The 17,701-nt window shown below is 64.9% G+C and carries 13 protein-coding genes and 1 pseudogene; 7 read left to right on the top strand and 7 right to left on the bottom strand.

From position 1 onward, the window contains the following. Positions 1 to 13 precede the first annotated feature (13 nt). Complete coding sequence (locus ACFOKF_RS18230; RefSeq protein ID WP_380797452.1) at positions 14 to 1,675, top strand: M28 family metallopeptidase; 1,662 nt, start codon at positions 14 to 16, stop codon at positions 1,673 to 1,675. A gap of 74 nt (positions 1,676 to 1,749) precedes the next feature. Further along, positions 1,750 to 4,329, top strand: coding sequence for an ATP-dependent chaperone ClpB (gene clpB / locus ACFOKF_RS18225; protein WP_380797451.1), 2,580 nt, complete (start codon positions 1,750 to 1,752; stop codon positions 4,327 to 4,329). 48 nt (positions 4,330 to 4,377) lie between these two features. Here the strand turns inward: clpB and ACFOKF_RS18220 are convergent, their stop codons facing one another. Next, on the bottom strand, positions 4,378 to 4,593 hold the full coding sequence (locus ACFOKF_RS18220; RefSeq protein WP_380797877.1) for a hypothetical protein: 216 nt from the start codon (positions 4,591 to 4,593) through the stop codon (positions 4,378 to 4,380). Between the two features lie 100 nt (positions 4,594 to 4,693). Continuing rightward, on the bottom strand, positions 4,694 to 5,953 hold the full coding sequence (locus tag ACFOKF_RS18215) for an aspartyl/asparaginyl beta-hydroxylase domain-containing protein (protein WP_380797450.1): 1,260 nt from the start codon (positions 5,951 to 5,953) through the stop codon (positions 4,694 to 4,696). A 122-nt stretch (positions 5,954 to 6,075) separates the two neighbouring features. Between ACFOKF_RS18215 and ACFOKF_RS18210 the strand changes: the two genes are divergently transcribed. Beyond that, on the top strand, positions 6,076 to 7,110 hold the full coding sequence (locus ACFOKF_RS18210; RefSeq protein WP_380797448.1) for a hypothetical protein: 1,035 nt from the start codon (positions 6,076 to 6,078) through the stop codon (positions 7,108 to 7,110). A gap of 151 nt (positions 7,111 to 7,261) precedes the next feature. Here the strand turns inward: ACFOKF_RS18210 and ACFOKF_RS18205 are convergent, their stop codons facing one another. Continuing rightward, positions 7,262 to 10,279 (bottom strand): TonB-dependent receptor domain-containing protein, encoded by a 3,018-nt coding sequence (locus ACFOKF_RS18205; protein ID WP_380797447.1) that lies wholly within the window; start codon positions 10,277 to 10,279, stop codon positions 7,262 to 7,264. Positions 10,280 to 10,675: 396 nt separating this feature from the next. Here ACFOKF_RS18205 and ACFOKF_RS18200 point away from each other — a divergent pair, with 396 nt between their 5' ends. After that, the gene (locus tag ACFOKF_RS18200) at positions 10,676 to 11,224 is read left to right on the top strand and encodes a hypothetical protein (protein WP_380797446.1); all 549 of its coding nucleotides are present in this window, start codon (positions 10,676 to 10,678) and stop codon (positions 11,222 to 11,224) included. Positions 11,225 to 11,228: 4 nt separating this feature from the next. Here ACFOKF_RS18200 and ACFOKF_RS18195 read toward each other — a convergent pair whose 3' ends face one another. From ACFOKF_RS18195 to xseA, 3 genes are read right to left on the bottom strand one after another with little or no spacing between them, the layout of a single operon-like run. After that, entirely contained in the window at positions 11,229 to 12,086 is an 858-nt protein-coding gene (locus tag ACFOKF_RS18195) for a M23 family metallopeptidase (protein ID WP_380797445.1), read from the bottom strand. Further along, a complete protein-coding gene (locus ACFOKF_RS18190) occupies positions 12,083 to 12,295 on the bottom strand; it encodes a DUF2093 domain-containing protein (protein ID WP_380797444.1) in 213 nt (70 codons plus the stop codon). Before ACFOKF_RS18190 ends, ACFOKF_RS18195 begins: the two co-directional genes overlap by 4 nt. Before the next feature lie 31 nt (positions 12,296 to 12,326). Beyond that, a complete protein-coding gene (xseA, locus tag ACFOKF_RS18185; protein ID WP_380797876.1) occupies positions 12,327 to 13,820 on the bottom strand; it encodes an exodeoxyribonuclease VII large subunit in 1,494 nt (497 codons plus the stop codon). A gap of 7 nt (positions 13,821 to 13,827) precedes the next feature. Here xseA and purD point away from each other — a divergent pair, with 7 nt between their 5' ends. Further along, complete coding sequence (gene purD / locus ACFOKF_RS18180; protein ID WP_380797443.1) at positions 13,828 to 15,105, top strand: phosphoribosylamine--glycine ligase; 1,278 nt, start codon at positions 13,828 to 13,830, stop codon at positions 15,103 to 15,105. Between the two features lie 105 nt (positions 15,106 to 15,210). After that, positions 15,211 to 15,819: a hypothetical protein gene (locus tag ACFOKF_RS18175; protein WP_380797442.1), complete on the top strand. Its 609-nt coding sequence runs from the start codon at positions 15,211 to 15,213 to the stop codon at positions 15,817 to 15,819. A gap of 107 nt (positions 15,820 to 15,926) precedes the next feature. Here the strand turns inward: ACFOKF_RS18175 and ACFOKF_RS18170 are convergent. Further along, positions 15,927 to 16,712 (bottom strand): annotated as a pseudogene (locus tag ACFOKF_RS18170) (acyltransferase family protein). Between the two features lie 216 nt (positions 16,713 to 16,928). On the opposite strand from ACFOKF_RS18170, the gene ACFOKF_RS18165 reads away from it, so the two are divergent. Next, positions 16,929 to 17,636 carry a GDSL-type esterase/lipase family protein gene (locus ACFOKF_RS18165; RefSeq protein WP_380797441.1) on the top strand — a complete coding sequence of 236 codons (708 nt, stop codon included), beginning with the start codon at positions 16,929 to 16,931 and terminating at the stop codon, positions 17,634 to 17,636. The last annotated feature ends 65 nt before the right edge of the window (positions 17,637 to 17,701 follow it).

The raw sequence follows: 17,701 nt of genomic DNA, 5'->3' as shown, positions 1-17,701 counted from the left end.
AGCCCTTTCCCGCATGAACCGTCTGGCCCTGCTGGCAGCCGCCTCCGCTCTCGTCCTGCCTGTCGCCCTTTCCGCGCAATCTCCCGCTGATCCCATCTTCTCGCCCGCAGCGGTGCGCGCCCATGTCGAATTTCTGGCCGACGACCTGCTGGCCGGCCGCGACACCGGCAGCGAAGGCCATGAAATCGCGGCCCGCTATGTCGCCAGTCAATTTGACGGGCTGGGCCTGAAGCCGGCCGGCGACGCCGGTGCAAATGGGGTCAGCTGGTTTCAGCGCATCGGCTTCCAGAAGACCGAGTTCGGCCAGACGCCCGCCACGCTGACCGTCTCCGGCGCAGGAGAGGCGAAGCGCTTCACCCATGCCGGCGATGTGCTGGTGGGTCTCAACGCCGCCGAACCGCATCTGGATGTCACCGCGCCGCTGGTGTTCGTGGGCTATGGCCTCGAAAATAAGCGGCTTGGCCTCGACGATTATGCCGGTCTCGACGTGAAGGGGAAGATCGTCGTCACCCTGCGCGGCTATCCCAAGGGATTGCCGAGTGAAGAGGGCGCGCATCTGTCCGCGACCAAGGGCAAGATCGCCGAAGCGCATGGCGCGATCGGCATGCTGTCCTTCGGCACGCTTCAGTCGATGAAGGCGCGGCCCTGGGCGCGCATGGTGCAAATGGCCGACGAACCCGATTTCACCTGGGTGTCGCCCGAAGGCGTGCCGTTCGAGGCCGCGCCGGGCCTGCGGGCCTCGGCCGCGTTGAACGATTCGGCGGCGCAGGCCCTGTTCGCCGGCGCGCCCACGACCATCGCCGCCATCCGCAAGACCGCCGACAAAGCGGGCGGCAAGCCCAAAGGCTTTGCGCTCAAAACCAGCGTCACGATCCGGGCCGACAGCGTCAGCCAGCGCGTCACCAGCCCCAATGTTGTCGCCATCCTGCCCGGCAGCGACCCGAAGCTGAAAGACGAATATGTCGTCCTCTCGGCGCATCTTGACCATATTGGCGTCAGCCCGGCGAAAGCCGGCGATCCGGCGGACAAGGACCGGATCAACAATGGCGCGCTGGACAATGGCGCAGGCATCGCCACCATGCTGGAGGTCGCCCGCGCCATGGCCCAATCGCCGGACAAGCCGCGCCGTTCGATCATCTTCCTCGCCTCCACCGGCGAGGAAAAGGGGCTGCTGGGCGCCGACTATTATGCCCGCCATCCCAGCGTCCCGATCAAACAGATCGTCGGCAATGTCGATCTCGACATGCCGCTGCTGCTCTATCCCTTCACCGACGTCATCGCCTTTGGCGCGAACCATTCGACGCTGGGACCGATCGTCGCAAAAGCCGTCGCGCCGATGGGCGTGAAGCTCTCGCCCGATCCGATGCCGCAGGAAACGATCTTCGTGCGTTCCGACCATTATATGTTCGTGAAACAGGGCGTGCCTGCCGTCTTCCTCGCCACCGGCTATGCCAATGGCGGGGAAAAGGCATGGGGAGACTTTCTGGGCGGCGCCTATCACCACCCCGGCGACGACATGAACCAGAAGATCGACTGGGACGCCGGCGCCCGCTTCGCGCAGGCCAATTACCGCATCACCCGCGCCATGGCCGATGGCGATACGCCGCCGCTCTGGTTCGCGCAGGATTTCTTCGGTGATCTGTTCGCGCCCGATGCGCCCAAGGCACCCAAATAAGGATAATCACGCATCGCCTCTTGTGTGGTTTTTGAGCAACACTACATCGTCGCCATCAATTTGAGTGGATGCACATGAACCTCGAAAAATTCACCGATCGCGCCAAGGGCTTCCTCCAGTCGGCGCAAACCGTGGCGATCCGCATGAGCCATCAGCGGATCGGCCCGGAACATTTGCTAAAGGCGCTGCTGGAGGACCAGCAGGGCATGGCGTCAGGGCTTATCAAGGCAGCGGGCGGTTCGGCAGACGTCGCGCTGCGCGACACCGATGCGGCGCTGGCGAAAGTCCCGGCCGTTTCGGGCAGCGGCGCGCAGCAGACGCCCGGCCTCGATAATGATGCCGTGCGCGTGCTCGATTCCGCCGAGCAGGTGGCGACCAGGGCCGGTGACAGTTTCGTCACGGTCGAACGGCTGCTGCTGGCGCTCACCCTCGCCACGACGACGACGGCGGGCAAGGCTCTCGCTGCTGCCGGTGTAAAGCCCGAAGCGCTGAACGCTGCGATCAACAGCCTGCGCGGCGGTCGCACCGCCGACACGGCGGGCGCGGAAGATCGCTATGACGCGCTCAAGAAATTCGCCCGCGACCTGACGGACGCCGCGCGGGCTGGCAAGCTCGATCCGGTCATCGGACGGGACGAGGAAATCCGCCGCACCATCCAGATTCTTGCGCGCCGGACCAAGAACAATCCGGTGCTGATCGGTGAACCCGGCGTCGGCAAGACCGCGATCGCCGAAGGCCTCGCGCTGCGCATCGCCAATGGCGACGTGCCCGATACGCTGAAAGACCGCACCTTGATGGCGCTCGACATGGGGTCGCTGATCGCCGGCGCGAAATATCGCGGCGAGTTCGAGGAGCGCCTCAAAGGCGTGCTGGACGAGGTGAAGGGGGCGGACGGCCAGATCATCCTCTTCATCGATGAAATGCACACGCTGATCGGCGCGGGCAAGTCAGAAGGTGCGATGGACGCCGGCAATCTGCTGAAGCCTGCTCTGGCGCGCGGCGAACTCCATTGTATCGGCGCGACCACGCTCGACGAATATCGCAAATATGTGGAGAAGGACCCCGCGCTCCAGCGGCGGTTCCAGCCGGTGTTCGTCGGCGAACCGACGGTGGAGGACACCATCTCCATCCTGCGCGGCATCAAGGAGAAATATGAGGCGCATCATGGCGTCCGCATCGCCGACGCCGCGATCGTTTCGGCTGCAACCCTGTCGAACCGCTACATCACCGACCGTTTCCTGCCCGACAAGGCGATCGACCTGATGGATGAGGCTGCATCGCGCATCCGCATGGAGGTGGAGAGCAAGCCCGAAGAGATTGAAAATCTCGACCGCCGCATCATGCAGCTTCAGATCGAGCGCGAAGCGCTGAAGAAGGAAAGCGACGCCGCGTCAAAGGACCGGCTCGCCACGCTGGAATCGGACCTCGCCAATCTGGAGGAACAGTCCGCCGCGCTCACCACCCGCTGGCAGGCGGAAAAGGACAAAATCGCCGGCGAGGCGAAGCTGAAGGAGCAACTGGACGCTGCGCGCATCCAGCTGGAGCAGGCGCAGCGGTCGGGCGAATATGGCAAGGCGGGCGAACTGCAATATGGCACCATCCCCGCGCTGGAAAAGCAGTTGGAGGAGGCGCAGACCGCATCCGCCGGCGCGATGCTGCGCGAAGAAGTGACGGCGGACGACATCGCCGCCGTCGTTTCCCGCTGGACCGGCATCCCGGTCGACCGGATGATGGAGGGCGAGCGCGAAAAGCTGCTCAACATGGAATCGGTGCTGGGCCAGCGCGTCATCGGGCAGGCCGATGCGGTGAAGGCCGTGTCGACCGCCGTGCGCCGCAGCCGCGCGGGCCTGCAAGATCCCAACCGGCCGCTCGGCAGCTTCCTTTTCCTTGGCCCCACGGGCGTCGGCAAGACCGAACTGACCAAGGCGCTGGCCGGCTTCCTGTTCGATGACGACGCCGCGATGGTGCGCATCGACATGAGCGAATTCATGGAGAAGCATTCGGTCGCCCGCCTGATCGGTGCGCCTCCGGGCTATGTCGGCTATGAGGAAGGCGGCGTCCTGACCGAAGCCGTCCGCCGCCGTCCCTATCAGGTCGTCCTGTTCGATGAGGTCGAAAAGGCGCATGGCGATGTGTTCAACATCCTGCTGCAGGTGCTGGACGATGGCCGCCTGACTGACGGGCAGGGGCGCACGGTCGACTTCACCAACACGATCATCGTGCTGACCTCCAATCTGGGCAGCCAATATCTGACCAGCCTTGGCGATGATGAGCCGGTGGAGAAGGTCGAGGATCAGGTGATGGACGTCGTCCGCGCCCATTTCCGCCCGGAATTTTTGAACCGGCTGGACGAAGTGATCCTGTTCCATCGTCTGGGCGCGGCCCATATGGCCCCGATCGTCGACATCCAGGTCGCACGCATCGGCAAGCTGCTCAAGGATCGCAAGATCGTCCTCGACCTCAGCGAAGGCGCGCGGGCATGGCTGGGCCGCGTCGGCTATGACCCTGTCTATGGTGCCCGGCCGCTCAAGCGGGCGGTGCAGCGCTATCTGCAAGACCCACTGGCCGACCTGATCCTGCGCGGCGACGTGCCGGACGGATCGACCGTCAGGGTAGAGGATGGCGACGGGGCATTGGCGCTCAGCGTCGCGTAATTTGCCGGGGCGGGGGCTGCTTTACAAAGCGTGCCCCCGCCGTCAGGGTCAGCCGCTGGGGTTCATGCCCGCGCGGTTGCGGGTGATCAGATCATCGGCGTCGCGATTCTGCTGTTCGCTGATGGCGCGCCATTCGGCGTTGGTCTTGCAGATGCGCTGCTTGGCCACCAGCGATCCGGTAACGGTCAGCCGCTTGCACCGCACCGCATTGGGATCGTTCCGCTCCAGCTTGGGCTTTTCCTCCGCCAGAGCCGGCATCGCCATGACGAAAAGGCCACTCACGATCACTGCCTTCAAAACACGCACGCACAATCTCCCCGAAAAATCGACGGGCCTGTCAGTCCGTCTTGCCATGGATGCCGGATCAGACGCCTGTCTTCCTGCTGGCATCGGCCGTGGCATAGAATTGCTTCAACAACAGCTGCTCTTCAAGTGACAAATGCGGGTTCCACACGTCGAAGATCAGCACCACGCGCAAATGGTCGCTCTCATTCCAGGCCTCATGATCGATCGTGTCATCGAAGGCGAAGGCCTTGCCTTCTTCCCATGCCCTTGTTTCGCCGCCGACACGAAAAGCGCAGCCGGGCGGGACGATCAGCGGCAGATGCACGATTGCACGCGTATTGGTGACGCCGGTGTGCGCCGGAATGTGGCTGCGCGGCTTCAGCAGAGAAAAGAAGACTGAAGGCGCCCGCCCGGGAATGTCGGCGCGGGGCAGCGCTTCCAGCGCCGCGACGGTATTGGGGCATGCGGCGCAGACGGCTTCGTTGCGCACGCCATATTCCCACAGAAAGGCGGCGCCCCAGTCGAGCGATCCGTCCAGCGCCGTCCATTTATTGTCGGGCGTGCCGGCATCCTGCCGGACATAGGGGCGCACGGTTGCGCCGTCCCGTTCCACCAATGCCAGAAATTCGGCGCGAATGGCGTCGGTCTGCGCCTCTAGCTCAGCCATCCACGGAAAATGCGTCCGGTCGAAAAATTCATCTGCGGGCAGGAAGGGATAGTGCAGGCCTGAACATTGATGCTGGAACAAGGGTCGCCGTCCGAACTCGACATCCAGACAGGTTTGAAAACGCCGGCGTGCCATGACGTCTGCGGCCTTCAACTGATCCGCAACACCCTGTTCGATGAAGGCGGCGAAACCGGCCTTATGATCGGTGACATAGCGGCGGGCATCCGCCAGCGTATCCGCCAACGCCGGCGGAATGTCGCCCAGCCCCCCCGCCAGCGCCAGCACCTTGCCCCAGCTGTCGGCGGCGTCCTGGCGTTCCTCCAGCCGCTGCTGCAACTGGGCCATGCGGATTTGCGCCATCAGGTTGCGCTGGTCGACACCCAAAGCCTGCCGCAGCGCATGGCGTTCGCCTTCGGCGGCATTCAGTCCCCGCTCGGCCGACGCCACATTCATCCATAGCGCCGCTTCTTTGGGGTCGGCTTGTGCTGCGGCCAGGAAATGGGTGCGGGCCTCCCCGAAATCCTGCCGGTCGAGCGCCACCAGCCCCAGAAGGTTCAGGATCTGCGGCGTCCCCGGTCGCTGGGTCAGCGCCTGCAACAACAGGCGCTCGGCATCCTTGCCACGCCCCTGTCGCCGCGCGTCCACCGCCTGCTGCAACAAGCCTTCAACCATAACGCCCCTATTGCTCCTATTGTCCTTCATGCCCTTGGCTAACAGACGGGGCGATGCAGGCAAGTGCGGGAAAATGCGGCCATGCTTGTATGATGCGGATGCGCATGCGAAGGCTGATGGTCATGAAGCCGTCTTCCATTCCCGCCGCCATGGGCGATGCCCAATGGCTGGCGCACCGCTATGATCCCGGCCACGACGCCTTTCACATGCGCCATGTGCCCCGCGCCGCTCATGCCGCCATTCCGTTTCTGACCGACGAGCATCTGGGCGAGCAGGAACCGCTGGTGGTGCGGCGCGTGGAGGCAATGGCGGCGTCGGCCGCGCCGGCGCCGATCCATTTCATCTTTCATTCGGCTTACTGCTGCTCCACCCTGCTTGCCGCCGCCTTCGACATGCCGGGCATGGCGATGGGCCTGAAGGAGCCGGTGCTGCTCAACGACCTGATCGGCTGGCGGCATCGCGGCGCAAAGGGACTGGAAGTCGCGCGCGTCCTGGACGAAGGGCTGCGCTTGCTGGCGCGGCCGTTCGCCAGGGGCGAAGCGGTGGTGGTGAAGCCTTCCAACATCGTCAATCCGCTCATTCCCGCGATCATGGGATTGCGGCCGCAGGCGCGCGCCCTGCTGCTTCACGCGCCGCTCGACGCCTATCTCGCCTCGATCGCGCGCAAGGGCATGTGGGGACGCCTGTGGGTGCGCGACCTGTTCATGAAGCTGATGCGCGAAGGGATGATCGCCCCGCTTGGCATCGCGCCTGACGATTATCTCAGTCTTACCGACATTCAGGTCGCCGCCGCCGGCTGGCTGGCGCAACAGCGCCAGTTTCAGCTTCTGGCGCCGCAACTGGGGGGGCGTGTGGCGACTCTGGACAGTGAGACATTGGTGGCCCGCCCACAAGATAGTCTGGCGGCGTTGGCGGGCCTGTTCGACATCGACCTAGATCAGGCGACGATCGCCGCGGTGGTCGATGGCCCGGTCTTTGCGCGGGATGCCAAGAGTGGCGCCGATTTTGCCCAAGGGCAGCGGGCGCAGGATGCTCGGCACGGTCTGGAACTCCACGGCGAGGAAGTGGAAAAGGTGGCGCAATGGGCGCGGGTGATCGCGGGCAATGCCGGCATCGCGCTGGACCTGCCGCAATCTCTGCTGGCTCGACAGGCGTAACAGCCGCCCATCTACCACAGCATATATGGGGGCGCGCAAATGCGCGAAGGCGTGCCTGCCGGCCGCCGCCCACTTTCAACCGGATTGTGAAGGCAAAAGAAAAGGGCCGGTGTTTCCACCGGCCCTTCCTTTTTCATGCCTGATGCGCGGATCAGAAGCGGAACTTGATCGCAGCAGCGTAGCGGCGGCCCAGCGCGTCGTAGGTCGACGGATAGACGTTGCCGCTGTTGTAGGCGGTCGAACCGATGGTCGAACCCACAACCTTGGGCTTGTTGTTGAACATGTTCTGCGCCGTCAGGGTCAGCGTGATGTTGTCCGTGACGTGGAAGCGGCCCGACAGGTCGAAATAATGTTCAGCCGGAATTTTGCGGAATTCCGGATCGACCATGCAGCCGCCTTCATCGGCGCCCGTGGGGTTGGGGCAGGGCTGGTCGTCAATGTCCAGACCTTCGTTCGCCGCCAGCGCCGCGGCCAGATCGTCGGCCAGAGCCGCCGGTTCATAGCTCACGCCGTTGATGTAGCGCCACAGGAGCGAGATGTCGAAGTCCTTGAACGCCAGCGTGGTGCGCTGCGAGAACTGCCATTCGGGCTGAATGGAGGCGCAGTTGACCGAGTAGTAGCCGGTGCATTCACGGTTCAGCGACGACGGCGAAGCCTGGAACTTCGAGCTGCCGGTCCAGTTGCCGTTCAGGCTGAGCGACAGCTTGGCGAAACCGATGTCACGATCATAGTTGAGCGTGAAGTCGACACCGTCGGTCTTGAGCGTGCCGAGGTTCGACAGGCCCAGGAACAGGCCCGGGGTGGTCAGCGATTCACCGAACAGGTTGCCCGTCGCGGGGTTGCGGCGGATGATGGTGCAAGCCGGATTGGAAGCGCTGGACGCCGACAGATTGTCGAAGCAGGCGCTGATGCCGTCACCCGGCGTCGGCGTGGTGATCGCACCCGTGACCTTGATGTTGTAATAGTCGACGGTTGCCGAGAAGCCGGGCAGGAAGTCCGGCTGGAACACGGCGCCGATCTTCCAGCTGTTCGATTTTTCAGGCGACAGAGCCAGGTTGCCGCCCGAGGTGTAGTTCACCTGGCCAGCCGGATCGTTTTCGATCAGACCCAGATATTCGCCACCACCCTGTGCGGTGCAGACTGCGGCCAGATTGGCGTTGGTCAGCGGTGCCGAACCGGCGCACGGATCGATCGCCAGGTTGGTCAGGCCGGTGTTGTTGGGTGCGAACAGTTCGGCGATGTTGGGCGCACGCACGGCGCGCGCATAGTTGCCGCGGAACTTGATGGCGCGGACCGGGCTCCAGGTGCCGCCAGCGTTCCAGGTCCAGGTCTTGTAGCCCGGCGAACCGGCTGCATCGATGCTGTACTTGGAATAGCGAGCGCCGCCCTGAATGGTCAGCTCTTCGAAGAAGGGCTTGTCCTGCACGATCGGCAGAACGAGTTCGCCATAGGCTTCGTAGACGTCATAGCCGCCTTCGATATTCGGGGCTGCACCACCGGCGCCGCCCAGATCGCCCGACTGCGACAGGAGATCGGATTCCTGCGAAGCGGTATATTTGCGATATTCGGCGCCGAGCGCGAAGGCCACGGCGTCCGACGCCCAGGGAGCGGTCCAGCCGAAGTCGCCGCTGATCAGGCCCTTGGCCTGCGCCAGCGAGGTCTTGGTCGTGACCTGGCTGTTGGCGGTCAGGAACGCATTCATCGCGCTGGTGATCGAACCGTCAGCGCCAAAGGCGTTGAGCGGGACGCAGTTGTTGGTGGTGGTCAGGCACGCATCGGTGCTGGTGGCCAGCAGCGCCTGACGGACGCGGCTGTTCAGCCAGTAACCCTGCTGGGTCTGGATGTTTTCCGATTCGCCATAAGCGCCCGAAACGTCCCAGCTGATCGAATCGGTGATGCCGCCACGCGCGCCGACCTTATAGTCGAAGAAGGTGGTGGTGAATTCCGAAACGCGCGGGCCCAGTTCGGTCGCACGACGCGAGAAAGTCGTGGTGAACTGGCGATAGTTCGGGTCCGACGTGCTGGTGGCGGTCGCGGCGGCGGCGCATTCTGCGGTCGTCAGCGACTGGATGCCCGACAGGTTCGGGTTGAAGTCGTTGTTGGCGCAGAAAGCGGCGCGCTGGGCGGCGCTCAGATAGGGGTTGCTGACCGGCACCTGGACGCTCAGGCCGAACGAACCCGACGGTGCGATGATGGTTTCAACCGTGTTCTTCGAGAAGATGCCGCGGCTGTAGACTTCAACCGCATCGCTGACTTCATACTTGGCCGAACCGAACATGTTGAAGCGTTCGAACGGGGTCTGGAAGATGTTGTACGGGTTGAAGTTGAACGCGTCGAACGCGCCGGTCGAACGGAAAGCCGTGCCGTCGGCCGTAACCTGACGGGTGCCGAGCGCGCCCAGCGAGAAGCGCGACGGGGTGGCCGTGCCCGAACCGCCGATGGCGCCGCTGTAGGAATCGATATTGTCGACCGAGAAGTTGCGGCCGCCCTGATAGACCGGGTCCGACTGCTGATAGCCAACGGCGAACACCACGTTGCCGCGGCCGTCGTCGAAGTTGGCGCCCATGGTCACGTCGGCGCGGAAATAATTGCCGTCGCCCTGTTCGGTGATCTGGTTGGAGATGTTCGCTTCCAGACCCGAGAAGTCGGACTTGGTGACGAAGTTGACGACGCCCGAGATCGCGTCCGCGCCATAGGTGGTCGAAGCACCGCCGGTCAGAACGTCGACGCGCTCGACGAGGGCGACGGGCACGTTGTTAAGGTCGAAACGGCCGTTCAGTTCGGCGGGGACCAGACGGTCGCCATCGAGCAGAACCAGGTTGCGGTTGGAGCCCAGGCCGCGCAGGTTGACGAACGAAGCGCCGCCATTGCCGTTGTTGACGGCCGAACCGATGCTGGGGACGATACCCGGAATTTCACGCAGAATGTCTTCGGCAGTGTTGTTCTGCTTCAGTTCGATCTGGTCGGCGGTGGTGGTCAGAACCGGGTTCGACTGAAGGTTCGGGTTCTTGATCAGCGAGCCGGTGACGATGATGGTGTCGCCTTCGGCGGGGGCGTCAGCAGCCTGAGGGGCTTCCTGCGCGAAAGCAGCCGTCGCGATCAGCGACGCGCTCAGGATCGCCGGAGCGGCGCTGGCACGCAACAGTGCCCTTTTCGAAAATGTCTTCACGGTTCCAGTCCCTTGCTCTGGAGTTTGGCAGATGGCCTGCCACTTGAGTGGCCCAGATGGAGGGATAAGGTGCCCGACAGCGATCCCCCCATATGGATCGCAGGAAACTGCGCGGCGTTCAGGGCGCTGTAAAGCGTGGGAAAGGCCGTAAAACCGCTTTTGGACAAGGCTGTATCATAAATGCAACAAGGGCGGCGCGCCTTTGTTTTACGGCTGTATTGCAAGAAAGTTACGTGAAGTTGCAATCGAATGTAGCAATCATGCATCGCCTTGCTGGGATGTGGACTGATTATGACGCTTGCTGGGGGAAAAATGGTCCGCGGCGGTCATATTGACGTCATTTCCATCGGGTGCATGTTAGCGGCAGAGAATGCGTGCATGAAGGACAGGGCGGATATGAGAGGCAAGATCGGCTGTTTTGTGGTGGCAATCCTGTGTCTTGCCGTCGGACCCGCAGGCGCGGCGCCCCAGCGGCAGCAGCCCCGGCCAGAAATTTTCACCAACCTGCTCCAGTGCCGGTCCATTGCGGATAATGTAGAACGGCTTGCCTGTTTCGACCGCCAGGTCGGGGCGATGGACGCCGCCGCCCAGCGCGACGAAGTGGTCGTGCTGGACAAGGGCGAGCTTAACAAGACGCGCAAGACCCTGTTCGGCTTTTCCTTTCCCAAATTGCCGTTCCTTGGCGGCGGCGATGACAAGGATGAAGGCAAGGGCGAGGAAGATGGCGTCGCCCGGATGGAGGCCGTCATCGCATCGGTGCGCAGCCTGGGCTATGGCAAGTGGCAGATCGGGCTGGAGGATGGCGCCCAGTGGATGACCACCGAAGCCGTCACTGGCCGCGATCCCAAGGTCGGGCAGACGATCGAAATCAAGCGCGCGGCAATGGGCAGTTTCATGGGCAAGGTGGATGGCGGCCGCCCGGTGCGGATGAAGCGGGTCGGCTGACCCGCTACCCTCCGGCCGGCATCGGCCCGGCGATCAGCAGTGGGTCGATCCGGGCCTCATTCCACTTCATGCCCCAGTGAAGATGCGGCCCGGTCGCGCGGCCAGTGGCGCCAACCGCGCCGATGCGTTGCCCCTGCGCCACATGGTCGCCGACCTTAACGTCGATCCGCGACAGGTGCAGGAATGCGCTGTTGAGGCCATGGCCATGGTCGATCATCAGCAAATGCCCTTCCAGCGTGAAGGGCTTGTCGGCAGCTGCCAGAATGACGACGCCATCGGCCGGCGCGATCACCGGCTGGCCGGTCGCGGCGGCGACATCCACGCCGCCATGATAGGCGCCCGGCGTCCCCTGATAGATGCGCTGCGATCCGAACAGGCCTGAAATCCGGCCAAGGCGCGGCCAGATAAAGCGCTGGCGCCACCCCTGAGCGTCGGTCACGGTCGCACGCGCGGCGGCGATCGCCTCCAGTTCCGGCTTGCGCAGCGCCAGGAAGGCTTCGGTGCTTTTCGTGGGCCGCATCGGCGCGTTGATGCGTTCGATCCGCCAGTCGCGCGGCGCTACCGTCAACGCCTGTTCCATCGTCCGACCGTCAGCCATGCGTGCCGTCAGTCGCGCGGTGGAGGGCGCGTCGCGGTCGAATGCGATCAGGAAGCGGCCGTCCGCTTCCACCGGCACCGGCTGGCCGTCCAGTTGCAGCATCACCGTTCCGGCGGGCGCCGTGCCCAGCAATGCGCCGCCCTGAATGGCCTGCCCCGTCAGCCGGAAATCGGCGTGAACAGGCATCATGGCCGGCTGCGCGGCGGGCTGAGCGGTCGTTGCCGTCGCCATCGCCAGCATCAGCGCCGCAACCATGTCCTTCATCCGGCCGGGCGCGCCTTCAATTCCGCCTGCACCGATGCCTGCGCGCTGGCATAGGGCTCCTGCCGGTCGATGCTCCAGTAGCGCAGATGCTCCAGCGCGATTTTCTGGCCAGTCACGGCGCACAGCACATGATCGCCGGCCTGCAACACGCGAAAGCTGTATGGCATATAATGGAGGCGGGCGATGCGATCGCGATTGGACATCAACATGGGTTCAAAGCCTTTGTCGTGGTGCGCCGGATCAGGAAAACAAATCCTGCTGGGGCGTCTCTTCCGCTGCGCGCGCCTTGCGCACCGGGCGGGGCGGGGAGGATAGCGGAGGGGCGGGGCGCTGTTCAAGCCCGTCCGCCGCCTCGCCAATGCCTGCGCCCACCGCGCCGTCCTTGAAGTGCAGCATGACCTGGCCGGCCGCCTGCGCCGCGCCGACCGACTGCACCAGCCGCCCCTGCGCCATGACCCGCGCATAGCCCCGTTGCAGCGGCAGGTCGGGATCGAGCGAGGCGAAATGGCGCGACACCCGGTCGAAGGCGGTTGCCCGGTCGGACAAGGCGCGTTGCAGATAGTCGGGCCGCAGCTTCAGCCGGTCGAGCCGCTCGCCCGCCCGCGTCACATGCTGGCGCAGCAGGGCGGGGCGCAACGCGCCGGCCGCCTGCCCCAGTTGCGCGCGCGCATCGGCCAGCGCATGGCGCAGCCCGTTGACCAGCCCGTCGGACAGCTGATCCAGCCGCTGCCGTTGCGGCGCCAGCAGCATGTCGGGCGTCGGCATCAGCCGCGCCTGCATCTCCAGCCTTTCGCGCGCCTGCATCGCCCCCCGCCGCACCGCGCGCCCGGCGCGCAGTCCCATTTCGTTCAGCCCCGCCAGCAATTCCGCCCGCACCGGCACCGCCATTTCGGCGGCGGCGGTCGGGGTGGGCGCGCGCCGGTCGGCGGCATAGTCGCACAGGGTCGTGTCCGTTTCATGTCCCACCGCCGAAATGATCGGGATGGTGCAATCGGCAACTGCGCGCACCACGATCTCCTCGTTGAAGCTCCACAGATCCTCGATCGAACCGCCGCCGCGCGCCACGATCACCAGATCGGGCCGGGGCAATGGGCCGCCCTCCACCGCCGAAAAGCCACGAACGGCGCGTGCGATCTGCTCGGCCGCGCCCTGCCCCTGCACCAGCACCGGCCAGACCAGCACATTGGTCGGGCAGCGATCGCTGAGCCGATGGAGAATGTCGCGGATCACCGCGCCGGTGGGTGATGTCACCACGCCGATTGTGCGCGGCAGGAAGGGCAGGGGCTTCTTGCGCTCGGGCGCGAACAGCCCTTCGCCCGCCAGCTTCGCCTTCAGCTTCTCCAGCAGCGCCATCAGCGCGCCTTCGCCGGCCAGCTCCATCCGGTCGATCACGATCTGATATTTGGACCGGCCGGGATAGGTAGTCAGCTTGCCGGTGGCGATCACCTCCACGCCATCCTGCGGGGTGAAGGCCAGCCGCTGCGCGCCGCCCTTCCACATCACCCCGTCCAGCACCGCATTGTCGTCCTTCAGCGCCAGATACAGGTGCCCCGACGCCGCCCGCTTGAAGCCCGAAATCTCGCCGCGCAGCCGCACATGGCCGAACCGATCCTCGACCGTGCGCTTCAACAATCCCGACAATTCGCTGACCGACAGCGGCGGCGCGTTGTCGCCCGCGCGTTCCTCGGCTAACAGGCGGCCCGAACTGTCATAGGCATCAAATTCCGGGGACATGGGCGACATGAACATCCTTCTGCTTGGCGGCGGCGGCCGCGAACATGCGCTGGCGTGGAAGCTGGCGCAATCGCCGGCCCTCAAGACGCTGTACGCGGCGCCGGGCAATCCGGGCATAGCGCAGCACGCCACGCTGGTCGACCTTGATGCGACCGATCATCGCGCCGTGCTCGACTTCTGCATCCGCCATTCGATTGGTCTGGTCGTGATCGGGCCGGAAGCGCCGCTGGTCGATGGCCTCGCCGACAATCTGCGCACCATGGGTGTCCCCGTCTTTGGCCCCAACAAGAAGCCGGCCCAGCTGGAAGGATCGAAAGGCTTCACCAAGGATCTGTGCCAGCGCGCCAATATCCCCACCGCCGCCTATGTCCGCGTCACCAGCAAGGACGGCGCGATCGCCGCGCTCGATGATTTCACCCTGCCGGTGGTGATCAAGGCGGATGGCCTGGCCGCGGGCAAGGGCGTGATTATCGCCGAAACGCGCGAAGAGGCTCTGGAGGCGCTCGATTCCATGTTCTCCGGCGCGTTCGGCGCGGCGGGCGAGGAAGTCGTCCTTGAAGAATTCATGACCGGGGAGGAAGCGAGCTTCTTCGCCCTCACTGACGGCAGCGCCATCCTGCCCTTCGGGTCGGCGCAGGATCATAAGCGCGTGGGCGATGGCGACACCGGCCCCAACACCGGCGGCATGGGCGCCTACAGCCCGGCGCGCGTGCTGACCTCCGAACTGGAGGCGCAGGTGCTGGAACAGATCATCCGCCCCACCGTCGATACGCTCGCGGCAGAAGGCATCCCCTATTCGGGCGTGCTGTACGCCGGCCTGATGCTCACGGCCGAAGGGCCAAAGCTGATCGAATATAATGCCCGCTTCGGCGATCCCGAATGTCAGGTGCTGATGACCCGCTTCGACGGCGATCTGGTCGATCTGCTGCTTGCCGTGGCGCAGGGCAGGCTGGCCGAACAGGGACCGGTGCAACTGGCGGATCGCACCGCGCTCACCATCGTCATGGCAGCAAATGGCTATCCCGGCACGCCCGAAAAGGGCGGCGCGATCAGCGGGATCGACCGGGCCGAAGCGGACGGGGCAAAGGTCTTCCACGCCGGCACCGCCGACAAGGATGGCGTGCTGGTCGCCAATGGTGGGCGCGTGCTCAACGTCACCGCCACGGGCGATACGGTCGGCGCGGCGCAGGCCGCCGCCTATGCCGCCGTCGATGCGATCGACTTCCCGTCCGGTTTCTGCCGCCGCGACATTGGCTGGCGCGAGGTCGCGCGCGAAGCGCGCTGACAAGACGGATGGGCTGTCGCGCGCGAAACCGCGCGACGCCCTTGCCCCGTGCGCGCAAGCGTTCTTAAATAGGGTATGACACGCACAACAGGGAGGTGATGCGCGATGCAGGAATTCTTCATGGACTATGGCCTGTGGCTGCTGGCGGCGCTGCTGGTCGTCATCGCGCTCGTCTTCCTGCTGTCGGGCAAGAAAAAGACGGATGCGCCTGCGGAGCCAGTCGCGCCGGTGGCTGTCCCGCCCGCGCCGGTGACCGCCGCCCCCGTTCCGCTGATGGCGGAGCCGGCCGTGGTTGTCCCGGTGGCGTCTGTACCGGCCGAACCCGCGCCTGCGCCTGTTGAACCTGTGCCCGTCGAACCAACGCCTGAGCCGGCCCCGGTGGTCGATCCGGCCCCGGTGGTCGATCCGGCCCCGGCGGCGGAGGCGGCCCCCGCGCCCGCGCCGGCCTCCCCGGCCGTCACCACGCCTGCCGCGGATGGGGATGATCTGCTCAAGCTCAAGGGGGTCGGGCCCAAGCTCAAGGCGCTGCTGATCGAACTGGGCGTCACCCGCTTTGCCCAGATTGCGGCCTGGACCGATAGCGACGTCGCCCTGATCGACGCCAAGCTCGGCAATTTCAAGGGCAGGCCGGTGCGCGACCAGTGGATCGACCAGGCCAAATATCTCGCGGCCGGCGACCTTGCCGGTTTCGAAGCCAAATATGGAAAATTATAAGCGGCGCGATCAGGCGGGCTGAGGCGCCGGCGCCATGACCGGCACGGTCATGGCGCGGGGCGGCGGCACGCTGCCCAGCCAGCGGCGCAGCCCGGCGTGCCGGGCGGTCAGCCGGCGGTCAGGATCAGGGCGGACGCCAGCAGCATGACGGGCGCATTGGCGCCGGTCATCAGCATCCCGGCCATGACCAGCGGATGCCAGAGGTAGAAGAACAGGCTGTCGCGACCGATCCGGCTGATCGGCGCGAAGGACAGGCGCAGCGCCGCGATGCGCGGCAACAGCGCGATCAGGCCCAGGCACATCATCAGCCGCGCCGGCACGAAGGCCAGGGCGTTGCCGCTTCCCTGCAAGGTCGACCACCAGCCAAGGCCCATCGCCGTCACCAGCATCGCCCCGCCCAGATAGCGGGTCGGCAGCCCCCGTTCCGCCATCAGCATGCCAAAGAAGAAATAGACCGGAAAGCGCACGAAGCGGCTGTCGGCCGACAACAGGCTGAAGCCGATCGGGCCATGGTCCAGGCCAAAGCTGTACATGGTCGCCAGGCTGATCGGCGCGCCGATCGCCAGCAACAGCAGCGGCGACAGCGGTGCCAGCCGCGTGATCATGATCAGGAAGAAAAGAACGGGCACATACCAGAGGTGGAATGGCGGGCGCAGCAGCATCTCGATGGGCGTCATCCAGGACAGGGATGCGCCAGTTACCAGTTCATAGGTCGTCAACGCCGCCAGCTATGGCAGCAGCAGCCGTTCGCCATAGCGTTTGAACAGCGGGACGGATGGTTCCGATCGCGTGCGCGCCACGTTGAGAAGATAGCCGGAAATGCCTATCATCACCGGCATGCGGAACCCGGCGCCGATCCACAGCGCCAGATGCTGCTGATGCGTGAGTTCCATGGCGTGTCCCGCCATGACGAGCAGGATCAGCACGCCCTTCAACAGGTCGATCGACGGATTCTTGCCCACCCCAAATACCCCCGGCCCCTTTCCCTACCATGCAACCATGGCCTTTCGGGCGGTTCAAAGAAGCTGGTAAATAATTAGACTATATCCTCGTCGGAAATGCTTCGGGTCGATGCGCGCCGAAGATCAACCAGAAAAGGGGTCGCCCTGTTGCGCAGTCTGGATAGTTCGCCTCTCGCCAAATTCCTCTTCGCCATGCTGGTGTTCGCGCTGATCCTCGTCGGCTGGCGGCTTTACGACCGCTATCGCGGCACAACCGCCACCTTGCCGGACAATGGCGTTGCCGCGCAGGGATGCGCCCTCTGGTTCGTGGGCAGTTCATCCATCCATCGCTGGACCAGCCTGCAACAGGATATGGCGCCATGGATCACTCATAATCGCGGCATCAACAGCGCGACCCTGCCGGACATATTGCCCCGCTTCGCCAATATCGGTCCGGCGGAGGGGCGGCCGCGCGCGCTGATCCTCTATGTCGGGGAAAATGACATCGCCAATGGCGTGCCGGTGCGCACGGTCATGCGGCAGGTGGCGGCATTGTTCGATCTGCGCGACCGGCTGCTGCCCGGCGTCCCGGTGCTGCTGCTGTCGGCAAAGCCCAGCCCCGGCCGCCTGAAATTCCTCGGCGAACAACGGCTGTTCAACGCGGCGGCGCAGAATTTCCTGCCTCATATGCAGGCGGCGCATTATGCCGACATCACCACGCCGCTGCTGGCCGGCGGCAAGCTGGGCGACAATTATCAGGCCGATGGCGTCCATATGAACGCCGGCGGCTACCGCATCTGGGCGGATGTGGTGCGTCGGCGGCTGGATCAGATATTGCCGGCGTCGGTGACGCGGACCTGCGCGCCGAAGTCCTAAAGGCGACATGGGGCATGTCCGCAGGCGGATCATCGCCCCCAAACCTCTGTGAATGGCGGCATGGC

This window comes from Sphingobium rhizovicinum, from assembly GCF_042647625.1.
Classification (GTDB): domain Bacteria; phylum Pseudomonadota; class Alphaproteobacteria; order Sphingomonadales; family Sphingomonadaceae; genus Sphingobium; species Sphingobium rhizovicinum.
Note: the sequence above shows the minus strand (reverse complement) of the source record. Positions and strands in the feature narration are given on the sequence as shown.

Bases quoted from the DNA above. Each gene is read 5' to 3' on its own strand.
- ACFOKF_RS18230 (WP_380797452.1), top strand. From the start codon at position 14: ATGAACCGTCTGGCCCTGCTGGCAGCCGCCTCCGCTCTCGTCCTGCCT.
- clpB (WP_380797451.1), top strand. From the start codon at position 1,750: ATGAACCTCGAAAAATTCACCGATCGCGCCAAGGGCTTCCTCCAGTCG.
- ACFOKF_RS18220 (WP_380797877.1), bottom strand. From the start codon at position 4,593: ATGGCGATGCCGGCTCTGGCGGAGGAAAAGCCCAAGCTGGAGCGGAAC.
- ACFOKF_RS18215 (WP_380797450.1), bottom strand. From the start codon at position 5,953: ATGGTTGAAGGCTTGTTGCAGCAGGCGGTGGACGCGCGGCGACAGGGG.
- ACFOKF_RS18210 (WP_380797448.1), top strand. From the start codon at position 6,076: ATGAAGCCGTCTTCCATTCCCGCCGCCATGGGCGATGCCCAATGGCTG.
- ACFOKF_RS18200 (WP_380797446.1), top strand. From the start codon at position 10,676: ATGAGAGGCAAGATCGGCTGTTTTGTGGTGGCAATCCTGTGTCTTGCC.
- ACFOKF_RS18195 (WP_380797445.1), bottom strand. From the start codon at position 12,086: ATGAAGGACATGGTTGCGGCGCTGATGCTGGCGATGGCGACGGCAACG.
- ACFOKF_RS18190 (WP_380797444.1), bottom strand. From the start codon at position 12,295: ATGTTGATGTCCAATCGCGATCGCATCGCCCGCCTCCATTATATGCCA.
- xseA (WP_380797876.1), bottom strand. From the start codon at position 13,820: ATGTCCCCGGAATTTGATGCCTATGACAGTTCGGGCCGCCTGTTAGCC.
- purD (WP_380797443.1), top strand. From the start codon at position 13,828: ATGAACATCCTTCTGCTTGGCGGCGGCGGCCGCGAACATGCGCTGGCG.
- ACFOKF_RS18175 (WP_380797442.1), top strand. From the start codon at position 15,211: ATGCAGGAATTCTTCATGGACTATGGCCTGTGGCTGCTGGCGGCGCTG.